At 64.9% G+C, this 23277-nt stretch carries 22 protein-coding genes; 4 read left to right on the forward strand and 18 right to left on the reverse strand.

Annotated features, from left to right (window positions below; genetic code table 11):
• The first annotated feature begins 76 nt into the window (after positions 1–76).
• Positions 77–853 (forward strand): AraC family transcriptional regulator, encoded by a 777-nt coding sequence (locus AC2ITM_RS09245; RefSeq protein WP_486466364.1) that lies wholly within the window; start codon positions 77–79, stop codon positions 851–853.
• A gap of 29 nt (positions 854–882) precedes the next feature.
• Here AC2ITM_RS09245 and AC2ITM_RS09250 read toward each other — a convergent pair whose 3' ends face one another.
• From AC2ITM_RS09250 to AC2ITM_RS09270, 5 genes are all read right to left on the reverse strand, one after another.
• Entirely contained in the window at positions 883–2211 is a 1329-nt protein-coding gene (locus AC2ITM_RS09250; protein ID WP_486466365.1) for a branched-chain amino acid ABC transporter permease, read from the reverse strand.
• Positions 2208–3215: a branched-chain amino acid ABC transporter permease gene (locus tag AC2ITM_RS09255; protein ID WP_486466366.1), complete on the reverse strand. Its 1008-nt coding sequence runs from the start codon at positions 3213–3215 to the stop codon at positions 2208–2210. The genes AC2ITM_RS09250 and AC2ITM_RS09255 overlap by 4 nt, the downstream gene beginning before the upstream one ends.
• A 3-nt stretch (positions 3216–3218) precedes the next feature.
• Complete coding sequence (locus AC2ITM_RS09260) at positions 3219–3923, reverse strand: ABC transporter ATP-binding protein (protein ID WP_486466367.1); 705 nt, start codon at positions 3921–3923, stop codon at positions 3219–3221.
• Positions 3920–4762, reverse strand: coding sequence for an ABC transporter ATP-binding protein (locus AC2ITM_RS09265; RefSeq protein WP_486466368.1), 843 nt, complete (start codon positions 4760–4762; stop codon positions 3920–3922). The genes AC2ITM_RS09260 and AC2ITM_RS09265 overlap by 4 nt, the downstream gene beginning before the upstream one ends.
• Before the next feature lie 106 nt (positions 4763–4868).
• Positions 4869–6053, reverse strand: coding sequence for an ABC transporter substrate-binding protein (locus AC2ITM_RS09270; protein WP_486466369.1), 1185 nt, complete (start codon positions 6051–6053; stop codon positions 4869–4871).
• Positions 6054–6364: 311 nt separating this feature from the next.
• Between AC2ITM_RS09270 and AC2ITM_RS09275 the strand changes: the two genes are divergently transcribed.
• A complete protein-coding gene (locus tag AC2ITM_RS09275) occupies positions 6365–7243 on the forward strand; it encodes a 5'-nucleotidase, lipoprotein e(P4) family (protein WP_486466370.1) in 879 nt (292 codons plus the stop codon).
• A 36-nt stretch (positions 7244–7279) separates the two neighbouring features.
• Here the strand turns inward: AC2ITM_RS09275 and AC2ITM_RS09280 are convergent, their stop codons facing one another.
• From AC2ITM_RS09280 to AC2ITM_RS09335, 12 genes are all read right to left on the reverse strand, one after another.
• Positions 7280–7861, reverse strand: coding sequence for a DUF1190 domain-containing protein (locus AC2ITM_RS09280; protein ID WP_486466371.1), 582 nt, complete (start codon positions 7859–7861; stop codon positions 7280–7282).
• Between the two features lie 13 nt (positions 7862–7874).
• Positions 7875–9053, reverse strand: a complete 1179-nt coding sequence (locus AC2ITM_RS09285) for a glutathionylspermidine synthase family protein (RefSeq protein WP_486466372.1) — start codon at positions 9051–9053, stop codon at positions 7875–7877.
• A gap of 338 nt (positions 9054–9391) precedes the next feature.
• Positions 9392–10084 carry a phosphate regulon transcriptional regulator PhoB gene (gene phoB, locus AC2ITM_RS09290; protein ID WP_486466373.1) on the reverse strand — a complete coding sequence of 231 codons (693 nt, stop codon included), beginning with the start codon at positions 10082–10084 and terminating at the stop codon, positions 9392–9394.
• Positions 10084–10815, reverse strand: a complete 732-nt coding sequence (phoU, locus tag AC2ITM_RS09295) for a phosphate signaling complex protein PhoU (protein ID WP_486466374.1) — start codon at positions 10813–10815, stop codon at positions 10084–10086. The genes phoB and phoU overlap by 1 nt, the downstream gene beginning before the upstream one ends.
• A gap of 16 nt (positions 10816–10831) precedes the next feature.
• Entirely contained in the window at positions 10832–11629 is a 798-nt protein-coding gene (pstB, locus tag AC2ITM_RS09300) for a phosphate ABC transporter ATP-binding protein PstB (protein ID WP_486466375.1), read from the reverse strand.
• Positions 11630–11646: 17 nt separating this feature from the next.
• On the reverse strand, positions 11647–12996 hold the full coding sequence (gene pstA / locus AC2ITM_RS09305) for a phosphate ABC transporter permease PstA (protein WP_486466376.1): 1350 nt from the start codon (positions 12994–12996) through the stop codon (positions 11647–11649).
• Positions 12993–14456 carry a phosphate ABC transporter permease subunit PstC gene (gene pstC / locus AC2ITM_RS09310; protein WP_486466377.1) on the reverse strand — a complete coding sequence of 488 codons (1464 nt, stop codon included), beginning with the start codon at positions 14454–14456 and terminating at the stop codon, positions 12993–12995. Before pstC ends, pstA begins: the two co-directional genes overlap by 4 nt.
• 93 nt (positions 14457–14549) lie before the next feature.
• On the reverse strand, positions 14550–15587 hold the full coding sequence (locus AC2ITM_RS09315; protein ID WP_486466378.1) for a PstS family phosphate ABC transporter substrate-binding protein: 1038 nt from the start codon (positions 15585–15587) through the stop codon (positions 14550–14552).
• A gap of 220 nt (positions 15588–15807) precedes the next feature.
• The gene (locus AC2ITM_RS09320; protein ID WP_486466379.1) at positions 15808–16845 is read right to left on the reverse strand and encodes an ATP-binding protein; all 1038 of its coding nucleotides are present in this window, start codon (positions 16843–16845) and stop codon (positions 15808–15810) included.
• A 3-nt stretch (positions 16846–16848) separates the two neighbouring features.
• Positions 16849–17376, reverse strand: coding sequence for a gamma carbonic anhydrase family protein (locus AC2ITM_RS09325; protein ID WP_486466380.1), 528 nt, complete (start codon positions 17374–17376; stop codon positions 16849–16851).
• Entirely contained in the window at positions 17373–18014 is a 642-nt protein-coding gene (gene gmk / locus AC2ITM_RS09330; protein ID WP_486466381.1) for a guanylate kinase, read from the reverse strand. Before gmk ends, AC2ITM_RS09325 begins: the two co-directional genes overlap by 4 nt.
• A 70-nt stretch (positions 18015–18084) precedes the next feature.
• Positions 18085–18975 (reverse strand): YicC/YloC family endoribonuclease, encoded by an 891-nt coding sequence (locus tag AC2ITM_RS09335; RefSeq protein WP_486466382.1) that lies wholly within the window; start codon positions 18973–18975, stop codon positions 18085–18087.
• A gap of 205 nt (positions 18976–19180) precedes the next feature.
• Here AC2ITM_RS09335 and AC2ITM_RS09340 point away from each other — a divergent pair, with 205 nt between their 5' ends.
• Complete coding sequence (locus AC2ITM_RS09340; RefSeq protein WP_486466383.1) at positions 19181–19903, forward strand: PAS domain-containing protein; 723 nt, start codon at positions 19181–19183, stop codon at positions 19901–19903.
• A gap of 84 nt (positions 19904–19987) precedes the next feature.
• On the opposite strand, the gene AC2ITM_RS09345 is transcribed toward AC2ITM_RS09340, so the two are convergent.
• The gene (locus tag AC2ITM_RS09345; RefSeq protein ID WP_486466384.1) at positions 19988–21355 is read right to left on the reverse strand and encodes a class II 3-deoxy-7-phosphoheptulonate synthase; all 1368 of its coding nucleotides are present in this window, start codon (positions 21353–21355) and stop codon (positions 19988–19990) included.
• 173 nt (positions 21356–21528) lie between these two features.
• On the opposite strand from AC2ITM_RS09345, the gene AC2ITM_RS09350 reads away from it, so the two are divergent.
• Positions 21529–22536: a GlxA family transcriptional regulator gene (locus AC2ITM_RS09350; protein ID WP_486466385.1), complete on the forward strand. Its 1008-nt coding sequence runs from the start codon at positions 21529–21531 to the stop codon at positions 22534–22536.
• Positions 22537–23277: the final 741 nt, after the last annotated feature.

Consider the following 23277-nt stretch of genomic DNA (forward strand, 5'->3'; position numbering starts at 1 on the left):
TCCGTCTTTCGTGGTTTGGTCCAAAACATTCGCAATCGGGCCAAAGTAGAGGTCAGCCATGCCGCAGCAGGTACCCGTGGACCTGTTCCTCCGCATCGACAAGGTCGAACAGGCCGACAGCCAGCTGGTCAGCCTGGCCTCGGATTATCCCGTGGCCACGACGATACGGCCGCACAGCCATGCCCGGCACCAGCTGATGCATGCGCTCTCGGGGGTGGTGCATGTGCAGACCGACCAGGGCAGCTGGATGGTGCCGCCCGACAGCGCGCTGGCGATCCCTGCAGGCTGCGTCCATGCGGTCGAGATGTTCGGGCCGGTGCGGATGCGCTCGACCTATCTGAAGCGGGGGGTGTCGGATCATGTCTTTGACCGGCCACGGGTTCTGTCGGTCAGCGATCTGGCCCGGGCCCTGATCGTCGAGGTCCACGCCATCCCCGATACCGAACGCCCCGACACCCGCAGCGCGCTTTTGATGGCGCTGCTGGTCGAGGAGATCTCGTGCCTGCGGGAACAGCCCCTGGCATTGCCCTTGCCAAAGGATCCACGGCTGTGGCGGCTATGCCAGAAGGCCTTGCAGGCGCCCTCGGCCCGGCTGTCGCTGGAGGACTGGGCCGCGCAGGCCGCGATGAGCCGGCGCAGCTTTACCCGGCATTTCCGCGACCAGACCGGCCTGTCGCCCGACCAGTGGCGCCAGAGGGCGCTGGTGCTGGGGGCGCTGCCCAGGCTGGTGAAGGGGGATGCGGTGACGGCGATCGCGATGGATCTGGGCTATGACAGCCCGGCGGCGTTCTCGACCATGTTCCGCCGGTTGCTGGGCTGCACGCCGCGCGACTACCGCGACCGCAGCAAGTAAGGGGCGCCCGACAGGCGCCCCTTCGTGGATCATTTCTCGGGCAGAAGGCCCCTTGGAGAGAACCGCAGCACCAGCAGCAGCAGCACCCCCATGACCAGCATCCGCATGTAGGCCGAGGCATCGACCAGATGGGCCTTCAGCCCGCCATCGGGCAGGGGTGCCGCGATCAGCCCCATCAGGTCCGGGCCCCAGTCTCCGGCCTTGACCCACAGATACCAGATCAGCACGCCACCAAGCGCCGAGCCCCAGTTGTTGCCCGAGCCCCCCACGATCACCATGACCAGGATCAGGAAGGTATAGCGCAGAGGGTTGTAGCTGGAGGGCGTCATCTGCCCATCGAGCGAGATCATCATCGCCCCCGCCAGCCCGATCACCGCCGAGCCCAGCACGAAGACCTGCAGATGCCTGCGGGTGACATGTTTGCCCATCGCCGCGGCCGAGACCTCGTTATCGCGGATCGCGCGCATCATCCGGCCCCAGGGCGATTTCAGCGCCAGCTCGCAGCCCCAGATCAGCAGCAGCACGACGACAAGGAACAGCGCCAGATAGGCCAGTTTCACCGTCAGCGTCGAGGCCAGCACCGGATCCATCCCCCAGCCCTGCGCCATGTGGACGAAGGAGGGGCTGTTCTGCAGGTCGATCTCATACGGGACGGGCCAGGGCCGGGGGATGCCGTTGACGTTCAGAACGCCGCGGTCCAGCCATTGCTCGTTCTTCAGGATGGCCACCAGGATCTCGGCAATGCCGAGCGTCGCGATGGCCAGATAGTCGGATCGCAGGCCAAGTGCGGTCTTGCCGACCAGCCAGGCCGCCCCCGCCGCCAGCAGCGCCCCCACCGGCCAGCTGACCAGCGTCGGCAGGTTCAGCCCGCCCAGATTGCCTGCCGCCGATGGGTTGATCGCCTCGATCGCCTCGACCGCCGGATCGAAGAAGCCCCGGTAGGCGAAGAACCCCACCAGCAGGATCAGCGTCACCAGCAGGCCACGGCCGCGGATCTTCAGCCGGCGCCAGGCCAGCACCGCCAGCAGCACGGCGATGATCGCAATGGCAAAGGCCGCGATCAGCCCCATGCCGCCCGCCCGGAACGCGCCCGGCGTCGGCGGCATGGAGATCAGCACCGGTGCGATGCCGCCAAGCGCCAGGAACCCCATGGCACCGGCGTTGAACAGCCCCGCATAGCCCCATTGCAGGTTCACCCCAAGCGCCATGATCGCCGAGATCAGTCCCATGTTCAGGATCCCGAGCGCCGAATTCCACCCCGAGGTGACGCCCTCGAAGATCAGCAGCAGCGCCAGCACGGCAAAGAACAGCGGCGCCCGCAGGGCCGATGTCTGCCCCGGTTGACGAGAGGTGCTCATACCACTTTCCCCTTGAACAGGCCCGTTGGCCGGAAGATCAGCACCAGGATCAGGATGGTGAAGCTGACCGCATATTTGTAATCGGTGGACAGAAGCTGGACCAACCCGTCAGGGTGCCAGTTCGGCAGCAGGTAGCCCGCGACCTTCTTCCAGGCATAGGTCAGACCGACCTCCGAGAACGAGATCACGAAGCCCCCCGCGATGGCGCCCACCGGGCTGCCGATGCCGCCGACGATGGCCGAGGCGAAGATGGGCAGCAGGATCTGGAAATAGGTAAACGCCTTGAAGGACTTGTCGAGGCCATAGAGGGTGCCCGCAATGGTCGCCAGCGCGCCGGTCAGGATCCAGGTGACGGTGACCACGCGGTTCGGGTCGATGCCCGACAACAGCGCCAGGTCCTCGTTGTCGGAAAAGGCGCGCATCGACTTGCCGGTGCGGGTGCGGTTCAGGAACCAGAACAGCGCCGCCATCACGATAACGGCCGTCACCACGGTGATCACCTGCGTCGAGCGCAGCGTCAGCGGCTCGGCCAGGCCGGTCCAGTCCTTCCATTGCCGGGCTGTGATCACAAAACGTGCGCCATCGTCAAAGTTGATCTGGTCGACCCCGATCAGAAAGCGCGTCAGCGCATTCATCACGAACATCACCCCGACCGAGACCATCACCAGCACCACCGGCGCGGCGCGGGTCCGCCGGTAATAGCGGTAGACCACGCGATCGGTGCCCAAAAGCAGCGCGGCGGTGATGACGATGCCGAAGGGCAGGGCCAGCAGTGCCGTCGGCAGCGGACCAAAGCTGATCCCGAGGCTCTGGAAACCCCAGGTGATCAGGATCACGATGCCGGTGCCGAAGGCCATGGTGTCGCCATGGGCGAAATTCGAGAACCGCAGGATCGAGTAGACCAGCGTGACGCCAAGCGCACCAAGCGCCAGCTGCGCGCCATAGGCGGTGCCGGGGATGATGACGTAATTGGTGATCGCGATCAGCGCGTTGAGGAAATCCATCTCTCAGCCCCCCAGGAAGGTGCGGCGGACCTCCGGATCGGCCAGAAGGGCCTCGCCGGTGTCGGTATAGCGGTTGGCGCCCTGGACCAGCACATAGCCCTTGTCGGCGATCTCCAGCGCCTGGCGGGCGTTCTGCTCGACCATCAGGATGGAAATCCCGGTGCGGGCGACCTCGATGATGCGGTCAAAGAGTTCGTCCATGACGATGGGGCTGACGCCGGCGGTCGGCTCGTCCAGCATCAGAAGGCTGGGCCGGGTCATCAGCGCGCGACCCACGGCCACCTGCTGACGCTGCCCGCCCGAAAGCTCGCCCGCATTCTGGCGGCGCTTTTCCTTCAGGATCGGGAACAGATCATAGACCTGCTCCATCGTGGGGCGGAAATCGTCATTGCGGATGAAGGCGCCCATCTCAAGGTTTTCCTCGACCGACATGGTGGGGAAGACGTTGTTGACCTGCGGCACGAACCCCATGCCCTTGCGGACGCGCTCCTGCGGGGACAGGGCGGTGATGTCCTCGCCCGCCAGCGTGACGGATCCGGCGCGCAGCGGCAGCATCCCGAAGACCGCCTTCATCGCGGTCGACTTGCCGGCGCCGTTGGGGCCGACGATGACGGCGATCTCGCCCTGATCGACGGTCAGGGTGCAGCCGTGCAGGATGTCGGCCTTGCCATAGCCGCCGGTCATGGCGGCGGCGTTCAGAAAGCTCATGATGCGTCCCCCGTGCCGGGTGTTGCACCCTGAGATTGCTGTTGCATTGCAGGCGATTGTGCTTCGGCCTTCACCTTGTTCTTCAACCCGGTGCCCAGGTAGGCCTCGATCACGGCCTCGTTCTCCATGATATGGGCGGCGGGGCCTTCGGCCAGCACCTTGCCCTCGGCCATGACGATCACCGGATCGCAGAGGCGGCCGATGAAATCCATGTCATGCTCGATGACGCAGAAGGTATAACCGCGCTCGCGGTTCAGCCGGACGATGGCGTCGCCGATGGTGTTCAGCAGCGTGCGGTTCACGCCCGCGCCCACCTCGTCCAGAAAGACGATCTTGGCCTCGACCATCATGGTGCGGCCCAGTTCCAGCAGCTTTTTCTGCCCACCCGAGAGGTTCCCCGCCTTCTCATCTTTCAGATGAGAGATGGTCAGGAAGTCCAGGACTTCATCGGCCTTTTTCAGCAGTGCCGCTTCCTCGTCCCGGATCCGGGCGCGCTGGAACCAGCTGTTCCACAGCGTTTCCCCGGTCTGGCCCGCAGGCACCATCATCAGGTTTTCGCGCACGCTGAGCGAGGGGAATTCATGGGCGATCTGGAAGGTGCGCAGCAATCCCTTGTGGAACAGCTCGTGCGGCTTCAGCCCGGTGATGTCCTCTCCATCCATGGTGACGCGCCCCGAGGTCGGTTCGTGCACCCCGGCGATGACGTTGAAAAGCGTGGATTTTCCGGCCCCGTTCGGACCGATCAGCCCGGTGATCGACCCGGTGGCGATCTGCAGGCTGGCATTGTCGACGGCTTTGAAGCCGCCAAAGGATTTGACGAGATTATCGACCCTTATCATGGGCGCCCCTGATCTCTGGCGTTACGCGAAATTCGCGCCGCAAGATGTTGTTATAAATGTGAAACAGCCCGGGTCTTCGCCGGGCTGTCCTGAAACCTTACCGTCTTCAGCGGTATTTCACGGTTTCGATCTTGTCGTCCTTGATCTCGATCTCTCGGAAGGTGCCCGAGGCTTCGCCGCCGCCGACCAGCGTGACAGCGGTGGCGCCCTCGTAGTCGATGGCCTTGCCTTCTTTCAGCAGCTCCAGGCCCTTGGCCAGCTCGCCGGGATAGATCTTTTCGCCGGGGCCATTGGCGATCTCCATGATCTTGTCCTTGTAGACCTTGGGATCGGTGGACCCGGCCGCCTGCATCGCCAGCAGCATCAGCGCCGCCGCATCATAGGAGGCACCGGCATAGGCCGAACTGCCGTCAAAGCCCGCGTCCTTGGCCATCTTCAGGAAATCGTCCATGCCCTGGCCCTGGCTGTCGGGCAGTTGCCCGAACGAGCCATTGATTTCCTTGCCGAAATTGTCCTGCAGGGTCTGGCTGACCATGCCATCGGGGAAGACGAAGGTATCGAAGGCCCCGGTGTCGAGCGCGCCGCGCAGGATGCCCGAACCGCCCTGATCGATATAGCCCGCGATGACCAGCGCATCGCCACCGGCCGAGGCCAGCGCGCCCACTTCGGCGGAATAGTCGCCCTTGCCGTCCTCATGCGCGGCCGAGATCGTGACCTTGCCGCCCTTGGCCTCGTAGGCCTTGTCGAAGCTGTCGGCGAGGCCCTTGCCGTAGTCGTTGTTGGTATAGGTGACGGCGACGGACTTGATACCCTTTTCCAGGATCTCGTCGGCCATGACCTCGCCCTGACGGGCATCCGAGGGCGCGGTGCGGAAGAACAGGCCGTTGTCCTCGACCGTCGAGAGCGCGGGAGAGGTGGCCGAGGGCGAGATCTCGACGATGCCGTTGGGCAGCGCCACGTTCTGCAGCACGGCCGAGGCCGCGCCCGAGCACATCGCCCCCATGATGCCCTTCACGCCATCCGAAGTGACCAGCGTTTCCGCCGCGGCGGTGGCTGCCGCCGCATCGACGCAGGTGCTGTCGCCGCGCACCGCGCTGACGGTGTCGCCACCCAGAAGCTTGCCGCTCTCCGAGACCTCCTTGATCGCCAGCTCGGCGCCCGCAGCCATCGGCGGGGCCAGCGATTCAAGCGGGCCGGTGAAGCCCAGCAGGACGCCGATCTTGACGTCCTCGGCCGAGGCGGCCGAGGCGACAAGCGCCATCGCGGCCGAGGCCAGAAGAAGCTTTTTCATGAGATACTCCCGTGTTGGAACTCGCGTTCAAGGCGAGGCTAGAGCCGTGTCCCGGAAAAGGAAAGGACCGTCCCTTGCCCCGAGCGAGGCATATCGCTGCGGAAGGTCAAGGGGCAGGCAGGGGCGATCACGGGAAAGTGCCGCGTCGTGACGCAGGACTGCCCGCCGGACAGGCGGGCAGGGCGGATCAAGGCAAAGGCAGTGACGGGAATGTGAAGCATGCCACTCACTTGGCAGGGAAACGCCATTTGACAGTTTTGTGACGTCCGGGTCAGGATTTGGATCATTTTACACGTTCAAGGATGATTTCCATGCGTCTCAGCCCCTCGCGGTTCAGCCTTTCCGTTTCGGCCCTTGCGGTGATCAGCGCCACGGTTCTGGGCCTTTCCGGCCCGGTCCAGGCGCAGGATGCCAAGGTCGCGCCCGACGATCTGCTGAACGCCACCGTCTGGATGAACACCTCGGTCGAATACAAGGCGACGGTTTCGCAGCTGTTCAAGCAGGCGCAGGTTCAGCTGGACAAGGCGCTGGCCGACAAGAGCTGGTCGGCCGTTCCCGACAAGGAACCCCAGGGCTATGAAAACCTGCCCGTCGCGATCGTGTCGGATCTGGACGAGACGCTGCTGGACAACGGCAATTACGAGGCCTCGCTGATCACCCGCGGGGTGGATTACAGCTCCAAGGAATGGACGGATTATGTCAATTCCCAGACCTCGTCCGCGGTGCCGGGTGCGCTCGGGTTCCTGAAATACGCAGCTTCGAAGGGGGTGACGATCTTCTACGTCTCGAACCGCAAGTCGATCGAGAAGGACGGCACGCTGGGCAACCTGAAAAAGCTGGGCTTCCCGATGACCGAGGGCACCGACACGGTGCTGCTGAAGGGCGACCAGAAGGACTGGGGCTCGGACAAGGAAAGCCGCATCGCCTTTGTGGCGCAGAAATACCGCGTGGCGCTGCTGATGGGCGACAACCTGGGTGATTTCACCGATGCCGCCGGCGGGTCGCTGGAAGACCGGGACGAGTTCTTCAAGGCCAGCCAGGACCATTGGGGCAAGGACTGGATCATGCTGCCGAACCCGGAATACGGGTCCTGGGAATCGGCGGCCTTCGGTGGCGACTGGTCGAAATCGCCCGATGCGCGCCGCCAGATGAAGAAGGACGCGCTGAAGCCCTGGCAACCCGCCAAGTAAGGCAAGCCGGGCAGGGGGTGCATGACCCCCTGTCCGTCACCCGCCAAAGCTGGAGCGGCTGGTCTTGGTGCTGCCGAAGCCACCGCGCGAGGCCAGCGTGGCCTTCGTCATCGGCGCCTTGCCGACGGTGGTCTGGGGCTTCTTGAAGAACGACTCGCTCAGCTTCGTCTTGCCGGAATTCGACGAATAGGTGGCGCCGCCCGCGGCGGTGGTGAACTTGCCGTCGGCGGTGCGGTACATCGGCTGCGCCGCCGCCATCCCGGTGCGTCCGCCCATCAGGTTGCCCAGCAGGTAGCCCGCGATCAGCGGCAGGAAGATGCTGCCAGAGCCACCGGACATCGCCTTGGCCTCGGTCTCGCAATTGCCGGTGCCGTGCTCGGCCTCGCAGGTGGCCTGGCTGTCGTAGCGCGGCGCGGTTTCCACGTTCAGCTCCTGCGCCTGCTGGAAGGCGGTTTCGCAGTCCTGAATGCTGAAATTGCCGCCGGTGTTCGAGGCTTCCTTGCAGCTTTGCAGATCCGGGAAGGCCTGGGCATCGACCTTTTCGTCCCGGCAACCCGCCAGGGTGAAGGCGGCGGCGCCCACGATGGCCAGCGCCACGGTCTTCGAACGTTTCCTCATGAGATGCTCCCCCTCAGTCGCGGATGAAATGCGGCTTGAACCGCGACAGGTCCCGGGTGATGCGGCCGCGGTCCTCGCGCAGGCCGATGCCCGCACAGGACTGGCCCACGATCCACGATCCGATCACCGGGCGGAACCCGTCGAAGACCGGCAGGGCCGCGTACCCTTGGATGATCCTCGGGTACTGGCCATAGCCGTCATCGGGCGAGGCCTCAACCTTGTGGCCGCCCTCGAAGATCCGAACCGAGGCGCCTTCACGCGAAAAGATCGGCTTGGAAACATAACCATCCGGGAACATTGCGGAAACATCTCCGCGTTCCAGATCGTCGGCGAAATAGGCGGGTAGGAGGTTCGGATGCCCCTCGAATATCTGCCACAGCACCGGCAGCAGCCCCTTGTTCGACAGCACCGATTTCCACGCCGGTTCCAGGAACTGGCACTGCGCGGTGGCGATCTGCGCGGCATAATCCTGCTGCAGCAGGTCTTCCCACGGGTAGAGCTTGAACAGAGTGCCGATGACGCGATCCTGTTCGTCGATGAACTGGCCGTCGGTTGACAAGCCGATCTGCTCCAGCTCGACATATTGCGCGCCAAGGCCCGCGTCGCGCGCGGCCCAGGCCAGGGCCTCGACGGTGCCGTAATCCTCTTCGTTGCCGGCAACCGAGGTAAAGTGCAGATCGGCATTCTGCGGGAAAAGCGCGCCGAAGCGTTCCACCAGCGCCTCGTGGATGCCGTTGAACTGGTCGTCGCCCGGGTGCAGCACGCCAGCCTCGATCTGGTCCTCAAGCCAGCTCCACTGGAACGAGGCGCTTTCATAGAGCGAGGTGGGCGTGTCGGCGTTGTATTCCAGAAGCTTTGCCGGGCCGTGACCGTCATAGGCCAGATCGAACCGACCGTAGAGTTCGGGGTCCGCGCGGGTCCAGCTGTCGGCCACCAGGTCGCGGTACTCGGCCGGGATGCCCAGCTTGCGCAGCAGTTCCTCTGACGCGCAGATGCGGGCCGCGGCCTCGCGGCACATGGCGTGCAGCTCGGTCGAGGGGTCTTCGATGTCATCCTCGATCTGGCGCAGCGTGAACCGGTAGGCCGAGGTTTCGTCCCAGTAAGGCTCTCCGTGCATGTCGGCGAAGGTAAAGCCCAGGTCGCGTGCCTTGTCGCGCCAGCCGGCGCGCTCGGGCAGAAAAATCTTGTCCATGTCGCTCCTTGACGTGGGACGTTCGTGGAATACCCGAGATGGCTGTCGCGGCACCGACATGCAAGACGCCGAAGTTGCAAAAGCGGAAACGAAGGACCGAAGACGCATCCGGGGGCTTGTCACGTTCTGTGCTCATCCGTTATAATTACATAATAGTGATTATCCAGATGTTGGAGGGGTATCTTTGATACCCCTCCAACATCTGGAAAATCACTAATATGTTAACAACTTAGACGTTGATCTTAAGGTTATGCGCTAAGGACGCGGCCAGAAAAAAGCGCCACAGGATCTCTCCTGCGGCGCTTTTTTCCTTATTTTATTGGGTTTGCGCGGAAACCTCAGCCCAGGGCGTAACCTGCACCGCGCACGGTGCGCAGCGGATCGTCTCCGCCATGCACGCACAGCGCCTTGCGCAGCCGGCCGATATGCACGTCGACGGTGCGCGTATCGACATAGATGTCGCGCCCCCAGACCCGGTCCAGCAGCTGCTCGCGCGACCAGACGCGGCCGGGCTTTTCCATGAAGGTCGAGAGCAGCCGGAATTCCGTCGGCCCCAGCTTCAGCTCCTGGCCGTCGCGGTTCACTCGGTGGGTCTCGGCGTCCAGCACGATGTCCTGGTAGGTCAGCCGCTCGCCCATCGCCGCGGGCCGCGTCCGGCGCAGCTGGGCGCGCACGCGGGCCATCAGCTCGATCACCGAATACGGCTTGACCACATAGTCATCCGCCCCGGTTTCCAGCCCCCGCACGCGGTCGACGTCCTCGGAACGCGCAGACAGCATGATGATCGGCACGCCCCGCGTCTCGGCACGCATCTTCAGCCGGCGGCAAACCTCGATCCCCGAGAGGTTCGGCAGCATCCAGTCCAGCACGATGATGTCGGGCGCGATCTCGTCCACCAGCAGGATCGCCTCTTCGCCGTTCTCGGCGCGGCTGACGCGGAACCCCTCGGCTTCCAGGTTGTAGGCCAGGACCTCACGCTGCGCGGGCTCGTCCTCGACCACCAGGACGGTCGGTTGCTGATCTGCGGCCATCAGCCGTCTCCCATCGGGGCATCGGGCGCGACCGAGGCATCGGTCGAGGTCTTGTCACCCTTCACCCGCGCCTCTTCCGGGGTCGAACCGGTTACCAGGTAGACCACCTGTTCGGCGATCGAGGTCACGTGGTCGCCCATGCGCTCGGTGTTCTTGGCCATGAAATGCAGGTGCATGCAGGGCGTGATGTTGCGCGGGTCTTCCATCATGAAGGTCAGGAATTCGCGGAACAGCGCATTGTACATCTGGTCGACGTCGCGGTCGCGGGCGATCACGTCCTCGGCCAGCGCCAGGTCGCGCTGGATATAGGCGTCGAGCGCATCACGCAGCATCGCCTCGACCTCGCGCGCCATCCGCCGCAGCGCCGAGTTCGCCCCCTGGATCGGTGCCATCTGCACCAGCACCGTGGTGCGCTTGGCCATGTTCTTGGCATAGTCGCCGATGCGTTCCAGGTTGCCGGCGATCTTCATGATCGACAGCACGATGCGCAGGTCCGATGCGGTGGGCGCGCGCAGCGCGATGATGCGCGCGGTCTCTTCCTGGATCAGCTCTTCGAGTTCGTCGATGGCGGCATCGCCCCGGCGGACGGCCTCGGCCAGTTCCTCGTCGCGGGTTTCCAGCGCGGTGGCGGCGTCGCTGATCGCCTGTTCCACCAGGCCGCCCATCTTCATGATCCGCGCCTGGACGGCCTCCAGGTCGCGGTCGAAACTTTTGGTGATATGCTGGGTCATCTTTGGGTGTCCTGCCTCAGCCGATCCGGCCGGTGATGTAGCTTTCGGTCCGGGGGTCCTTTGGCGTCGTGAAGATCTGGCTGGTGTCGCCATATTCCACCAGGTTGCCCAGGTGGAAGAACGCGGTCTTCTGGCTGACCCGCGCCGCCTGCTGCATCGAGTGCGTAACGATGACCACGGAATAATTGGTGCGCAGCTCGTCGATCAGTTCCTCGACCTGGCCGGTGGCAATGGGATCGAGGGCCGAGCACGGCTCGTCCATCAGCAGCACCTCGGGTTCGGTGGCGACCGCACGGGCGATGCACAGACGCTGCTGCTGCCCGCCCGACAGGCCCGTGCCCGGCGCATGCAGGCGGTCCTTGACCTCGTTCCAGATGGCGCCGCGGCGCAGGGCTTTCTCGACGATCTCGTCCAGCTCGGCCTTGTTGCGTGCCAGACCGTGGATGCGCGGCCCGTAGGCCACGTTGTCGTAGATGGATTTCGGGAACGGGTTCGGCTTCTGGAACACCATCCCCACCTTGGCGCGCAGCTGCACCGGATCGACGCGCGGATCATAGATATCCTCGCCGTCCAGCAGGATGCTGCCCTGCACGCGGCAGATGTCGATCGTGTCGTTCATCCGGTTCAGCGTGCGCAGGAAGGTCGACTTGCCGCAGCCCGAGGGGCCGATGAAGGCGGTGACGGTCTTGTCCTGGATCTCGACGTTGACGTCCTTGATGGCGTGGGTCTCACCGTAGAAGACCTGCACGTTCCGGGCGGCGATCTTGATGGTCTGATTGTCCAAATTCTTCTCCAGGGCGGGCTGGTCGTACATGGGTCCCCTCCTCTTTCTTACCAGCGGCGCTCGAAGCGGCGGCGCAGGATGATGGCGATGATGTTCATCGTCATGAGGAAGATCAGCAGGATGATGATACCCCCCCATGCCCGTTCGTAATAGGCCGGATCGGCGCGCTTGGCCCATTCGTAGATCTGTGCCGGCATGGCCGAGTTCGGCGACAGGAAGCCCGCGACGATGCCGTCGGGCGGCGTCGAGGCGATGTAGCCGATCATGCCGATCAGCAAGAGCGGCGCGGTTTCCCCAAGCGCCTGCGCCAGGCCGATGATGGTGCCCGTCAGGATGCCGGGCATGGCGAGCGGCAGCACATGGTGGAAGACCGACTGCATCTTCGAGGCGCCGATGCCAAGGGCGGCATCGCGGATCGAGGGCGGCACCGCCTTCAGCGCCGCGCGGGTCGAGATGATGATGGTCGGCAGCGTCATCAGCGTCAGCACCAGCCCGCCCACCAGCGGCGCCGATTGCGGCAGGCCGACGAACTGGATGAAGACCGCAAGGCCAAGGATGCCGAAGACGATCGACGGCACCGCCGCCAGGTTCGAGATGTTGACCTCGATCAGGTCGGTAAAGCGGTTCTTCGGCGCGAATTCCTCGAGGTAGATCGAGGCCGCGACGCCGATCGGCAGCGACAGCACCAGCACCACCAGCATCATGAACAGCGACCCCACCATCGACACCCCGATCCCGGCCTGTTCCGGCCTGCTTTCAGAGGCATCGGCGCCAAAGATGAAGTCCCAGTTGAAGCTGCGGGTGACGATGCCGTCCGCCTTCAGCTGGTCCACGATGTCCAGATGCGCGGCGTCCAGGTTCTTGTCGCGCTCCAGGCTTGCGCGGGTGACGCGACCCTTCAGGTAGCCATCGACGCGCGACGCGGCCAGCAGGCGGAAACTTTGCGTCGTGCCGATGATCGAGGGATCCGCGATCACCGCGTCACGCACCTGCGCCGCCGCGGACGAGGACAGCATCTTGCGCAGATCCGCCGCCTTCATCGTGGTCTCGACATGATTGTCGGCCAGGACCTTGGTCAGCGCATCCCCCAGGATGTCGTTATAGCCGAAGGTGGTGACCTTCTTGATGTCCTCGGGGTTGCGATTGCCCTTCTTGTCCAGCTTTGCCGCCGGCAGATCGACCTGCAGGGTGATGTAGGTCTGGGTAAAGGCCGGGATGCCGTTCTTGACGATGGCGCCCAGCAGCACCACCAGGCACAGCACCCCCACCGCGACCGCCCCCATGCCGTAAAGGCGAAAGCGCGTTTCGGCGGCGTTGCGTTTGCGGGTGCGCTTGTCCAGCGTCAGGATCGAGCTTTTCGGTGCGGGCGTTGCGCCCTGTTGGGTCGCGTCGGTCATTCGTATTGCTCCCGGTATTTGCGCACGATCCACAGCGCGAAGATGTTGAGCGCCAGCGTGATCACGAAAAGCGACATGCCCAGCGAGAAGGCCACCAGCGCCTCGGGAGAGGCGAAATCGGCATCCCCCGTCAGCTGGCTGACGATCTTGGCGGTGACGGTGGTCATCGCGTCGAAGGGGTTCAGCGACAGCCTGGCTGCGGCCCCTGCCCCCATGACCACGATCATCGTCTCGCCGATGGCGCGCGAGGCCGCCAGCAGGATGGCCCCCACGATCCCCGGCAGCGCCGCAGGCAGCACCACCTGCTTGATGGTTTCCGATTTCGTGGCACCCAGCCCCAGCGAGCCGTCGCGCAGGCTTTGCGGCACGGCGTTGATGATGTCATCGGACAGCGAGCTGACAAAGGGGATCAGCATGATGCCCATGGCCAGGCCCGCGGTCATCACGGCCGTGCCGCCCTGCATCCAGCCGATACCGCCGTTTTCGCCGAAGACCTTCAGCAGCAGCGGACCGATGGTGACCAGCGCGAACAGGCCGTAGACGATGGTCGGAATGCCGGCCAGGACCTCGATCAGGGGCTTGGCGATGCCGCGGATGGCGGGCGTTGCATATTCCGACAGGTAGATCGCGGCAAACAGGCCCAGCGGCACTGCCACCAGCAGCGCGATGAACGAGATATAGAGCGTCCCCCACAGCAGCGGCAGGATCCCCAGCTGCGAGCCGCCGCCAAAGCTGGGCGACCAGGTCAGGCCAAAGAAGAAATCCTGCGCCGGATACAGCTTGAAGAACTCGATCGTGTTGAACAGCAGCGACAGCACGATGCCGATGGTGGTCAGGATCGCCAGCGAGGCCGCCAGCACCAGCAGCGCCTTGATGCCCTTTTCCACCGCGTTGCGGGCGCGGAAATCGCGGTCGGTCTGCTTCAGCGCCCAGCCGAAGCCCGCCAGCGCCAGCAGCACGATCACCGCATCGCGGATCCGGTCGCCTGCATGGGTCAGGGCGCGGTAGTCGCGGGCGGCGTTCAGTTCCGCCGCATCCACATCCGAGCCAAGCGCCACGCCCACCTGCGAAAGCCTGCCGCGCACGTCGTCGGCGGCGGTCAGCCGGGTCACGGCGGCCTCGGTCAGGACGCCCTGCCCGACTGCCAGATCAAGGCCTTGCGCGATGCGGTGCACGTCCGACATCATCAGGCTCAGCTCGCCTGCATTGGCATAGGCATCGGCCGGGATCTCGGCCTGGGCACGCTTTTCGATGACCGCAGGCTGCAGCACCAGCCACAGACCCAGCACGATCAGCGCCGGCACGGCCGTCAGCAGCGCGGCGTTCATGCCATAATAATTTGGAAGGGAATGCAGCTTGCGTCTGTCACCCATCGCCGAGGCCAGGGCCCGGCGGCGGGCCAGCACGTATCCGATGGCGGCAAGCACCACCACGATCAGGAAAATCCAGGATGCCGGCATTGAATACTCGCTGGAAGTCAGGGAATGAAAACGCCCCGCGCAATCAGCGCGAGGCGGAGGCGGCGGTCCCGTCACAGGACCGCCGCTTGTGGATCAGTTGGACGCCATGGTGGTTTCGTTGGCGACCATGTCCTGGGTCTTGGCCAGTTCGGGATCCGAGACCAGGCCGTATTCGGCCAGCGGGCCATCGGGGCCTGCGATGTCGTCCGAGACGAAGAACTCGGCATATTCCTTCAGGCCGGGGATGACGCCGATGTGGGCCTTCTTGATGTAGAAGTACAGCGGACGCGACACCGGGTAGTCACCCGAGGCGATGGTCTCGGTGCTGGGGGCGATACCGGACATGGTCGCGACCTTCAGCTTGTCGGTGTTGTTCTCGTAGAAGGCCAGGCCGAAGACGCCGACGCCGTTCGGGTTCGACGAGATGCGGGCCAGGGTCTCGGTGTAGTCGCCGTCGATGTCCACGGACTTGCCGTCGGTGCGGATGTTCAGGCAGGCGGCTTCGGCATCCTTGGCGGACATGCCGCCGTCTTCCATCGCCTTCAGCGCGCCGGTGGCCTCGCAGCCGGCCTTCATGACCTTCTCTTCAAAGACTTCACGGGTGCCGTGCTTGGTGCCCGGAATGAAGGCCAGGATGTCAGCGTCGGGCAGAGCGGAATTGAATTCATTCCACTTGGCATAGCTGTTGTCGACGATCTTGCCGTCCTTCAGCACCTTGGCGCCCAGGGCGTTGTAGATGTCGGCTGGGGTGAAGGCGGTGAAGGCCGGGCCGTCGATCTGGCTGGCGAAGACGATGCCGTCATAGCCGATGCGGACCTGGATGATGTCCTTGACGCCGTTTTCGGCGCAGGTGGCGATTTCCTTGTCCTTGATCGGACGCGAGGCATTGGCGATGTCGATGGTGTTCTCGCCGACGCCTTCGCAGAATTGCTTCAGACCCGCCGAAGAGCCGCCCGACTGGACGACCGGCGCGGGGAAATCGGTGTTCTCGCCGAAGGCCTCTGCCACGATCGAGGCATAGGGCAGCACGGTCGAGGAGCCGGCAATCTGGATCTGGTCGCGGGCCGCGGCAGCCGAGGCAGAGACGGCAGCAACCGCAAGCGCCGAGGCGGTCAGTTTCATGAAGGACATGGAGTGCTCCTGTTTCACTGGTCGTGGCCGCCATCCCCGGCGGCCTTGAAGCCCTGCTAGGCCCGGTCGATGAGCCTTTTGTGACGCCGACGTAACAGTTTCATGACGACACCCCAGCTTACCCTGCGTCGCTGTCACATTTCAAAAAGGAAAAAGGCCGCAGTTGCCTGCGACCTCACATGAAAGTGCCTTATTTTGAAGGTTCCGTGCCCTGCCCGCCCTAGCCCAGCGGCAGGCTGATGCGAATTTGCGTGCCCTCGCCCAGTTTCGAGGAAATCCGCATCCGGCCACGGTGACGGTTCACGATATGCTTCACGATGGCCAGTCCCAGCCCGGTTCCGCCCATTTCGCGCGAGCGGTGCGAATCAACCCGGTAGAATCGTTCGGTCAGGCGCGGCAGGTGGACCTCGGGGATTCCGGGGCCGCGATCAGCCACCGTCAGCGCCACGCCCTGCCCCTGCAATTCCTTCATCTCGGCCGGCGCCGAGAGGCTCAGCCGCACCTCTTTGCCCGAGCGCGCGTATTTGATGGCGTTTTCCGTCAGGTTCATCAGCACCTGGCGCAGCTGATCCTCGTCGCCCTGGACATGGACCTGCGGCACGGCGCTTTCGACCACGATCTCGACGCCCGCGCCCTCGGCCAGGGGCGCCAGCGCATGGCGCACCGAATCCAGCAGGCTGTGCAGCTCGACCCGCTCGGTGGGCTTGATGCGTGCCGCGCCCTCGACCTGGCTGAGCGACAGCAGATCCTTGACCAGGCGCTCCATCCGGCCGGCCTCGCGGCCCATGATCTCCAGGAAGCGCTCTCGGGCGGGTTCGTCGTTGCGCGCAGGGCCGCGCAGGGTCTCGATGAAGCCGATCAGCGCGGTCAGCGGCGTGCGCAGTTCATGGCTGACATTGGCCACGAAATCGCGGCGCATCTGTTCGGTCTTGTCCTGCTGGGTGGTGTCCTGCAGCGTCACCACCACGCCCCGGCCCAAGGCGCTGTCGACATAGGCGCAGGTCACCGCATGGTGGGTCTCCTGGCCGCGCCGCGTCGCCAGGTAGCGCGTGGTGTGGCGCTGGTGGTCGGCCAGGCAGGCCTCGACCGCGTCCAGCACCGCGGGCTGGCGGATGACGGTGATGAAATGGCGGTCGGTGATGGTGTTGCCGAACATCGCCTGGGCCAGATCATTGGCGGCGATCACCCGTTCGGTGGGGGCCACCATCAGCGCCGGCAGCGGGATGGCGTCCAGAAAAGCCGTGAGTGCGTCTGGCATGGATCAGAGCGCCTTCAGCCCGTCCCGGAACCGGCGCATGTTCTGCTGATAGCCAAGCGCCGAGGCGCGCAGGCGGTCCTCCCAGTCGGGGCCCAGCTGCTTGGCGACCTTTGCCGGGCTGCCCAGCACCATGGAATTGTCGGGGATCACCTTGCCCTCGGTCACCAGCGCCCCCGCGCCCACCAGGCAATTGCGCCCGATGACGGCGCCGTTCAGCACCGTGGCGCCCATCCCGATCAGGGAATTGTCGCCCACCGTGCAGCCGTGCAGCATCGCCTTGTGGCCCACCGTGACGCCCTGCCCGATGGTCAGCGGATAGCCGATATCGGTGTGCAGCACCGCGTTTTCCTGCACGTTGCTGCCCGCGCCCAGGGTGATCACCTCGTTGTCGCCCCGGATCGTCGCGCCGAACCAGACCGAAGTGCCGCTTTCCAGCACCACCCGGCCGATCACGTTGGCATCGGGGGCAATCCAGAAATCCAGGTCTTCGGGCAAGACCGGCGCGTGGCCGTCAAGGGCATAGAGGGTCATGGGTTCTCTTCGTATTCGTCGTTCAGGGTGCGCACATGGTCGACGATAGCGGGTTGTTGTGACAATCTCATGCGTTCGGCGGAAATGATCGTGCGCAATTGCAGTTCCGTCGCGTCCAGATCATCATTGACCAGAACGTAGTCGTATTCCGACCAGTGGCTGATCTCGTCCAGGGATTTTTCCATCCGCTGGGCGATGACCTCGGCGGCGTCCTGATCGCGGCTGACCAGGCGGCGCTCCAGCTCTTTCATCGAGGGCGGCAGGATGAAGATCGACAGCGCGTGCTTGCCAAGCGCCGAGGCGCGGATCTGCTGGCCGCCCTGCCAGTCGACATCGAACAGCAGGTCCTTGCCGGCATTGATCGCCTCTTCCACCGGCGCGCGGGGGCTGCCGTAGCGGTTGCCGAAGACGGTGGCATATTCCAGCATCTGCCCGTCCGCCACCAGCCGGTCGAATTCCGACCGGTCGTGGAAGAAGTAGTGCACGCCGTGATCCTCGCCCGGGCGCGGCGCCCGCGTCGTCGCCGAGACCGAGAACCGGATGTCGGGATCCCAGGCCAGCAGGCGTTTCGACAGCGTCGACTTGCCCGCGCCCGAGGGGGAAGAAATGATGATCAGAAGCCCGCGCCGCTGGCTCATGGGACGCCTCCGCTGGAATGGAATTTCGGCCGGTTATGCAGGTTTTCCCGCCCGGGGCAATGGAGAGGCATCATTCGACGTTCTGCACCTGCTCGCGCATCTGGTCGATCACTGTCTTCAGCTCCAGCCCGGCGGCGGTCAGATCGGGGTCCTGCGCCTTGGAACACAGGGTATTGGCCTCGCGGTTGAACTCCTGCATCAGGAAGTCGAGGCGTCGGCCCACCGCGGCCTCCTCGGCCAGCAGGTCGCGGGCGGCACCGACATGGGCGCGCAGGCGGTCGATCTCTTCGGTGATGTCGGCCTTGATGGCGATCAGCGCCAGTTCCTGCGCGACGCGCTGCGGGTCCATCGTCGCGGCCTCGCCCAAGACCCGCGCCAGGGCGGCCTCCATCGCGGCACGCTGGCGCGGCAGGCGGGCGCTGGCGGCATCGCAGGCGCGGGCGACCAGCCCCTCGATCTGCGACAGCTGGCCCAGCAGCACGTCGCGCAAGGCGCGCCCTTCGGCGGCGCGCATCTTCAGGAACTGCGTCAGGACCGGCTCCAGATCCGCGATCAGCAGCGTTTTCAGGGCTTCGGTGTCGTCTTCGGGTGCGGCCATCTCCAGCACGCCACGGCTGGAAAGGATATCGGTGGCGCGGCTGGGGTCCAGCACCAGGCCTGCGTCCTCGGCCGCGGCCTCGACCTGCCGCAGCGCCCTCAGCACCGCCGCCAGCTGGCCCGCATTGACCTGCAGCGCGGCCTGGGTTTCCTCGCGCGCGAGGCGCAGCGACAGCGTGACATTGCCGCGCGCCACCGCCCCCGTCAGACGCGCCCGCAGCGCCCCTTCCAGCCCCGGCACCCAGTCCGGCACCCGCAGCCGCAGATCCAGCCCCTTGCCATTGACCGAGCGCAGCTCCCAGCTCCAGCCATAGCCTGCGCCCGTGCCCTGTGCGGCGGCAAAAGCCGTCATCGATCGCGTCATCCGTGCCTTCCCGGCAGCCTTCACCCGGCAGGATCCAACCGATGTTAACCAACGGCGGGGATTTCGAGCGAAATTTGCCTAAACCCTGTGATATTAAAACTTCGGTAACCTCTGTGAAGCTACCATTAACCTTGTGCGCCGTCCGGGACGGTCCGCAACGTGAGCATAGCGCAGGGGGCGGCATGATCACATCAGGAGAAGTCACATGCGACAGGATGGTCGCGACGGCAGGACCGTCATCGACATGTCCAGCTTCGTGAGCGCGGCGCGGTTCGGCGCGATCAGCGAAGTCGAGGCCTACTGGGAAGCGATCCGGGCGGGCCGTCTGGTGCCGCGCCGGTCCGATATCGACCCGCGCGGGATCGAACGGGCGTTGGAATACGCCTTCATCCTGGAGCGCGTGGCGCCCGGGATCGCGCGCCTGCGCATCGCGGGGTCCCACCTTTCCGACCTGATGGGGATGGAAGTGCGCGGGATGCCGCTGTCGGCCTTCATGACCGCGACCTCGCGCAACCTGCTGGGAGAGATCCTGGAAGAGGTCTTCGACAGCCCCGCCAAGGCGGTGATCGAGCTGGAATCCGAACGTGCCATCGGCAAGCCCCATATCGAGGCCCGGATGATCATGCTGCCGATGAAAAGCGACCTGGGCGACATCTCGAGGATGCTGGGCTGCTTCGTGACCGCCGGCGACATCGGCCGCACGCCGCGCCGTTTTGACATCACCGACAGCCATGTGACGCCGCTGCTGGGGGATTTCCTGACGCCGCGCAATGACGACACGGCCAAGGCCGAGACCCCTGCCCCGAGCCCGGCCCCCACCGGCCTGTCCGCGCCGCGCGCACCCTTCCGTCCGGCCGAGGCCGACACCACCTATACCCTGCGTCCCGGCCCGCGCCCCTACCTGCAGGTGGTGGAAACCCGCGACTGATCCCGCATCGGGGACAAACCCCTGCCGGTGCATGGAAAAAGGGCCGCCCAGGGGCGGCCCTTTCCTGTTGCGGTCTGCCAGGGCTCAGCCGGCTTCGGCCATGCGCTCCTGATGCAGGGCATTCAGCTCTTCGGCGACCAGGAAGGCCAGTTCCAGCGACTGCGAGGCGTTCAGGCGGGGATCGCAGGCGGTGTGGTAACGGTCCGACAGGTCCTCTTCGGTCACCGGCTGCACGCCACCGGTGCATTCGGTCACGTCGAGGCCGGTCATCTCGAAATGCACACCGCCGGGGATCGTGCCCTCGGCGCGGTGCACGCGGAAGAAGTCCTGGACCTCGCGCAGCACGTTGTCGAAGGGGCGCGTCTTGTAGCCGGTCGAGGACTTGATGGTGTTGCCATGCATCGCGTCGCAGACCCAGACCACGTTGGCGCCTTCGCGGCGGACGGTGTCGATCAGGCGCGGCAGATGATCCGCAACCTTGCCGGCCCCGAAGCGCGCGATCAGGGTCAGGCGGCCCTCTTCATTGGTCGGGTTCAGCTTGGCCATCAGGACCTTGAGGTCCTCCGAGGTCATCGAGGGGCCGCATTTCAGCCCGATCGGGTTCAGCACGCCCTTGCAGAATTCCACATGTGCGCCGTCGGGCTGACGGGTGCGATCACCGATCCAGATCATGTGACCCGAGCCCGCCAGCCATTTGCCCGAGGTGGAATCGTTGCGGCACAGCGCCTCTTCATATTCCAGCAGCAGGGCTTCGTGGCTGACGTAGAAGTCCACCGTCTTCAGCGCATGGTTCGAGGCGGAATCGATGCCCGCCGCCTTCATGAAGTCCAGCGTGTCCGAGATCCGGTTGGCCATGTCGCGGAAGCGTTCGGCCTTGTCGGAGGCGGTGAAGCCCAGCGTCCAGCGGTGCACCTGGTTCACGTCGGCATAGCCGCCGGTCGAAAACGCGCGCAGCAGGTTCAGCGTCGCCGCGGCCTGGGTGTAGGCCTGCAGCATCTTGCCGGGGTTGGGGATCCGGGCTTCGGGGGTGAAGGCCAGGTCGTTGATGATGTCGCCACGGTAGCTGGGCAGCTCAAGGCCATTGAGGACCTCGGTCGGGGCCGAGCGCGGCTTGGCGAACTGGCCGGCCATACGGCCCACCTTCACCACCGGCACCTTGGCACCGAAGGTCAGCACCATCGCCATTTGCAGCAGCACCTTGAAGGTGTCGCGGATCGCATCGGCGCTGAACTGGTCGAAGCTTTCGGCACAGTCGCCGCCCTGCAGCAGGAAGGCTTCGCCGCGGCCGGCAGCGGCCAGGGCCTGTTTCAGACGCCTGGCCTCGCCCGCAAAGACAAGGGGCGGATATTTCGCAAGCTGTGCCTCGGCGGCATGCAGCGCGTCCTGATCCTGATAGTCAGGCATCTGCACCCGCGGCTTGTTGCGCCAGTCGGATTTCTGCCATGCACCCATCTTGTCCTCCACGGGGTCATTCGCTTGTTGAGGCGTCAAGCCTATAGCGAAAGTTGCCCCAGGGGGCCACACTTCTTTTGCGACACCTTGACGTCGCGAAAAAGCAATGCGCTGATGCTGGGATGAATCGGACAGGGCCCCTGTCCAAGGACCCTTCTGCCACAGGCTAAGACATGCCGGATAGCTCTCATTCGGTGCAGACCGTTCCCGTTGCCCCGGCACGGACACGGCGCTTCATCTTCGTGCTTCTCAACAATTTTTCGCTGCTGTCGTTCTCCAGTGCGCTGGAATGCCTGCGCATCGCCAACCGGATGTCGGCCCAGAAGCTGTACAGCTGGGAGTTGCGCAGCGAGGCAGGCGGGCTGGTCGAATGCTCGGCCAGGGCGGCCTTTGCCACCGATGGCGAGCTGGGCGAGCTGGCGCGCGAAGACATCGTGCTGGTCTGCGGCGGCCTGGACGTGCAGGTCGAGACGACGCGGCGGCTGCTGAACTGGCTGCGCCGCGAGGCCCGCAAGGGAATCGCGGTGGGGGGCCTTTGCACCGGCGCCTATGTGCTGGCCAAGGCCGGGCTGCTGGACGGCAAGCGCGCCACCATCCACTGGGAGAACCACGACAGCTTTGCCGAGGAATTCGAGGAGGTCGATCTGACGAAATCGGTCTTCGTGGCGGATGGCAACCGGCTGACGACGGCGGGGGGCACGTCCTCGATCGACCTGCTGCTGAAGCTGGTGGCCGATCATCATGGCGAGGACCTGGCCAATGCCGTGGCCGACCAGCTGATCTATTCCTCGATCCGCACCGACCAGGACACCCAGCGGCTGTCGATCCCGACCCGGATCGGTGTGCGCCATCCGAAGCTTAGTCAGGTCATCCGGATGATGGAGGGCAATATCGAGGAACCGATCAGCCCCGCCATCCTGGCCCGCGATGTCGGCATGTCGACCCGCCAGCTGGAGCGGCTGTTCCGCCGCTACCTGAACCGCAGCCCCAAGCGGTACTACATGGAACTGCGTTTGCAAAAGGCGCGAAACCTGCTGATGCAAACCGACATGAGCGTGATCAACGTGGCGCTGTCCTGCGGTTTTGCCAGCCCGTCGCATTTTTCCAAATGCTACCGGGCGCAGTATCAAACCACGCCGTATCGGGAACGCGGCAGTCAGGGCACGCGGGAGCAGGTGTGACGCCGGCGCGGTCCGGCCCGCCGCGCGGGCGGGGCCGGCCAGGTGGTGGACAGTGGTGGACAGGTCCGGCTCTGCGCCCTCGCGGCAGTTCTTGCCCGCGATCGACGGCAGAGGGGGCTCTGCCCCCATCGGCGCGGGTCGCGCCGATTCCCCCGAGGTATTTTGAACAAGAAAATGGCGAAAGCGGAGGGCGCTGCCGCTTTCGAGGGCATTGCCGCATACTGTTGCTTAATGGTTTCATGCCAGTCTGGGGCTGTCCGGTGGTGGATGCGTTTCCGCCGGGCAACTTCCTCCCTGTCAGACTGGCCGCGTCCTGCGGGGCGCGGCGTTTTTCCCGGATCCCGAATGGGAGGATCCCTGGCCGCGCGAGCCCGGCGAAAAAGCCAGGACAGGGCGGGAATGGCCATGAAAAAGGCACTCTTCCGGGCTTTTGCCGCCATCATCATGCCAGTGTCACAGGGCTGCCGTTCCGGGGTCGTTTCCCTGTTGACGAGGTGTCACAAAAATCTTAGCGTCCCGTTCAAACACAAGTCGGCCAGTCCGACAGGGAGCAAGAATTGGGGAAAGGGGCCGGATCCGGTCCCTTTTTCCTTCTTCCCCGACATGGGTTTTCCCAATCCTTTCAGAGGCCCCGCCCCGCCGGCAGTTCCCCGCCTATGGCCGGGCTCACAGCTTTGGGACCAGCCATCCGGGGGCCAGGTTTGCACCTGACACTGGCGGGCCTGCATGGTAATCGGGCTG

The sequence above is a fragment of the Pseudooceanicola sp. NS-SX9 genome (assembly GCF_057380705.1).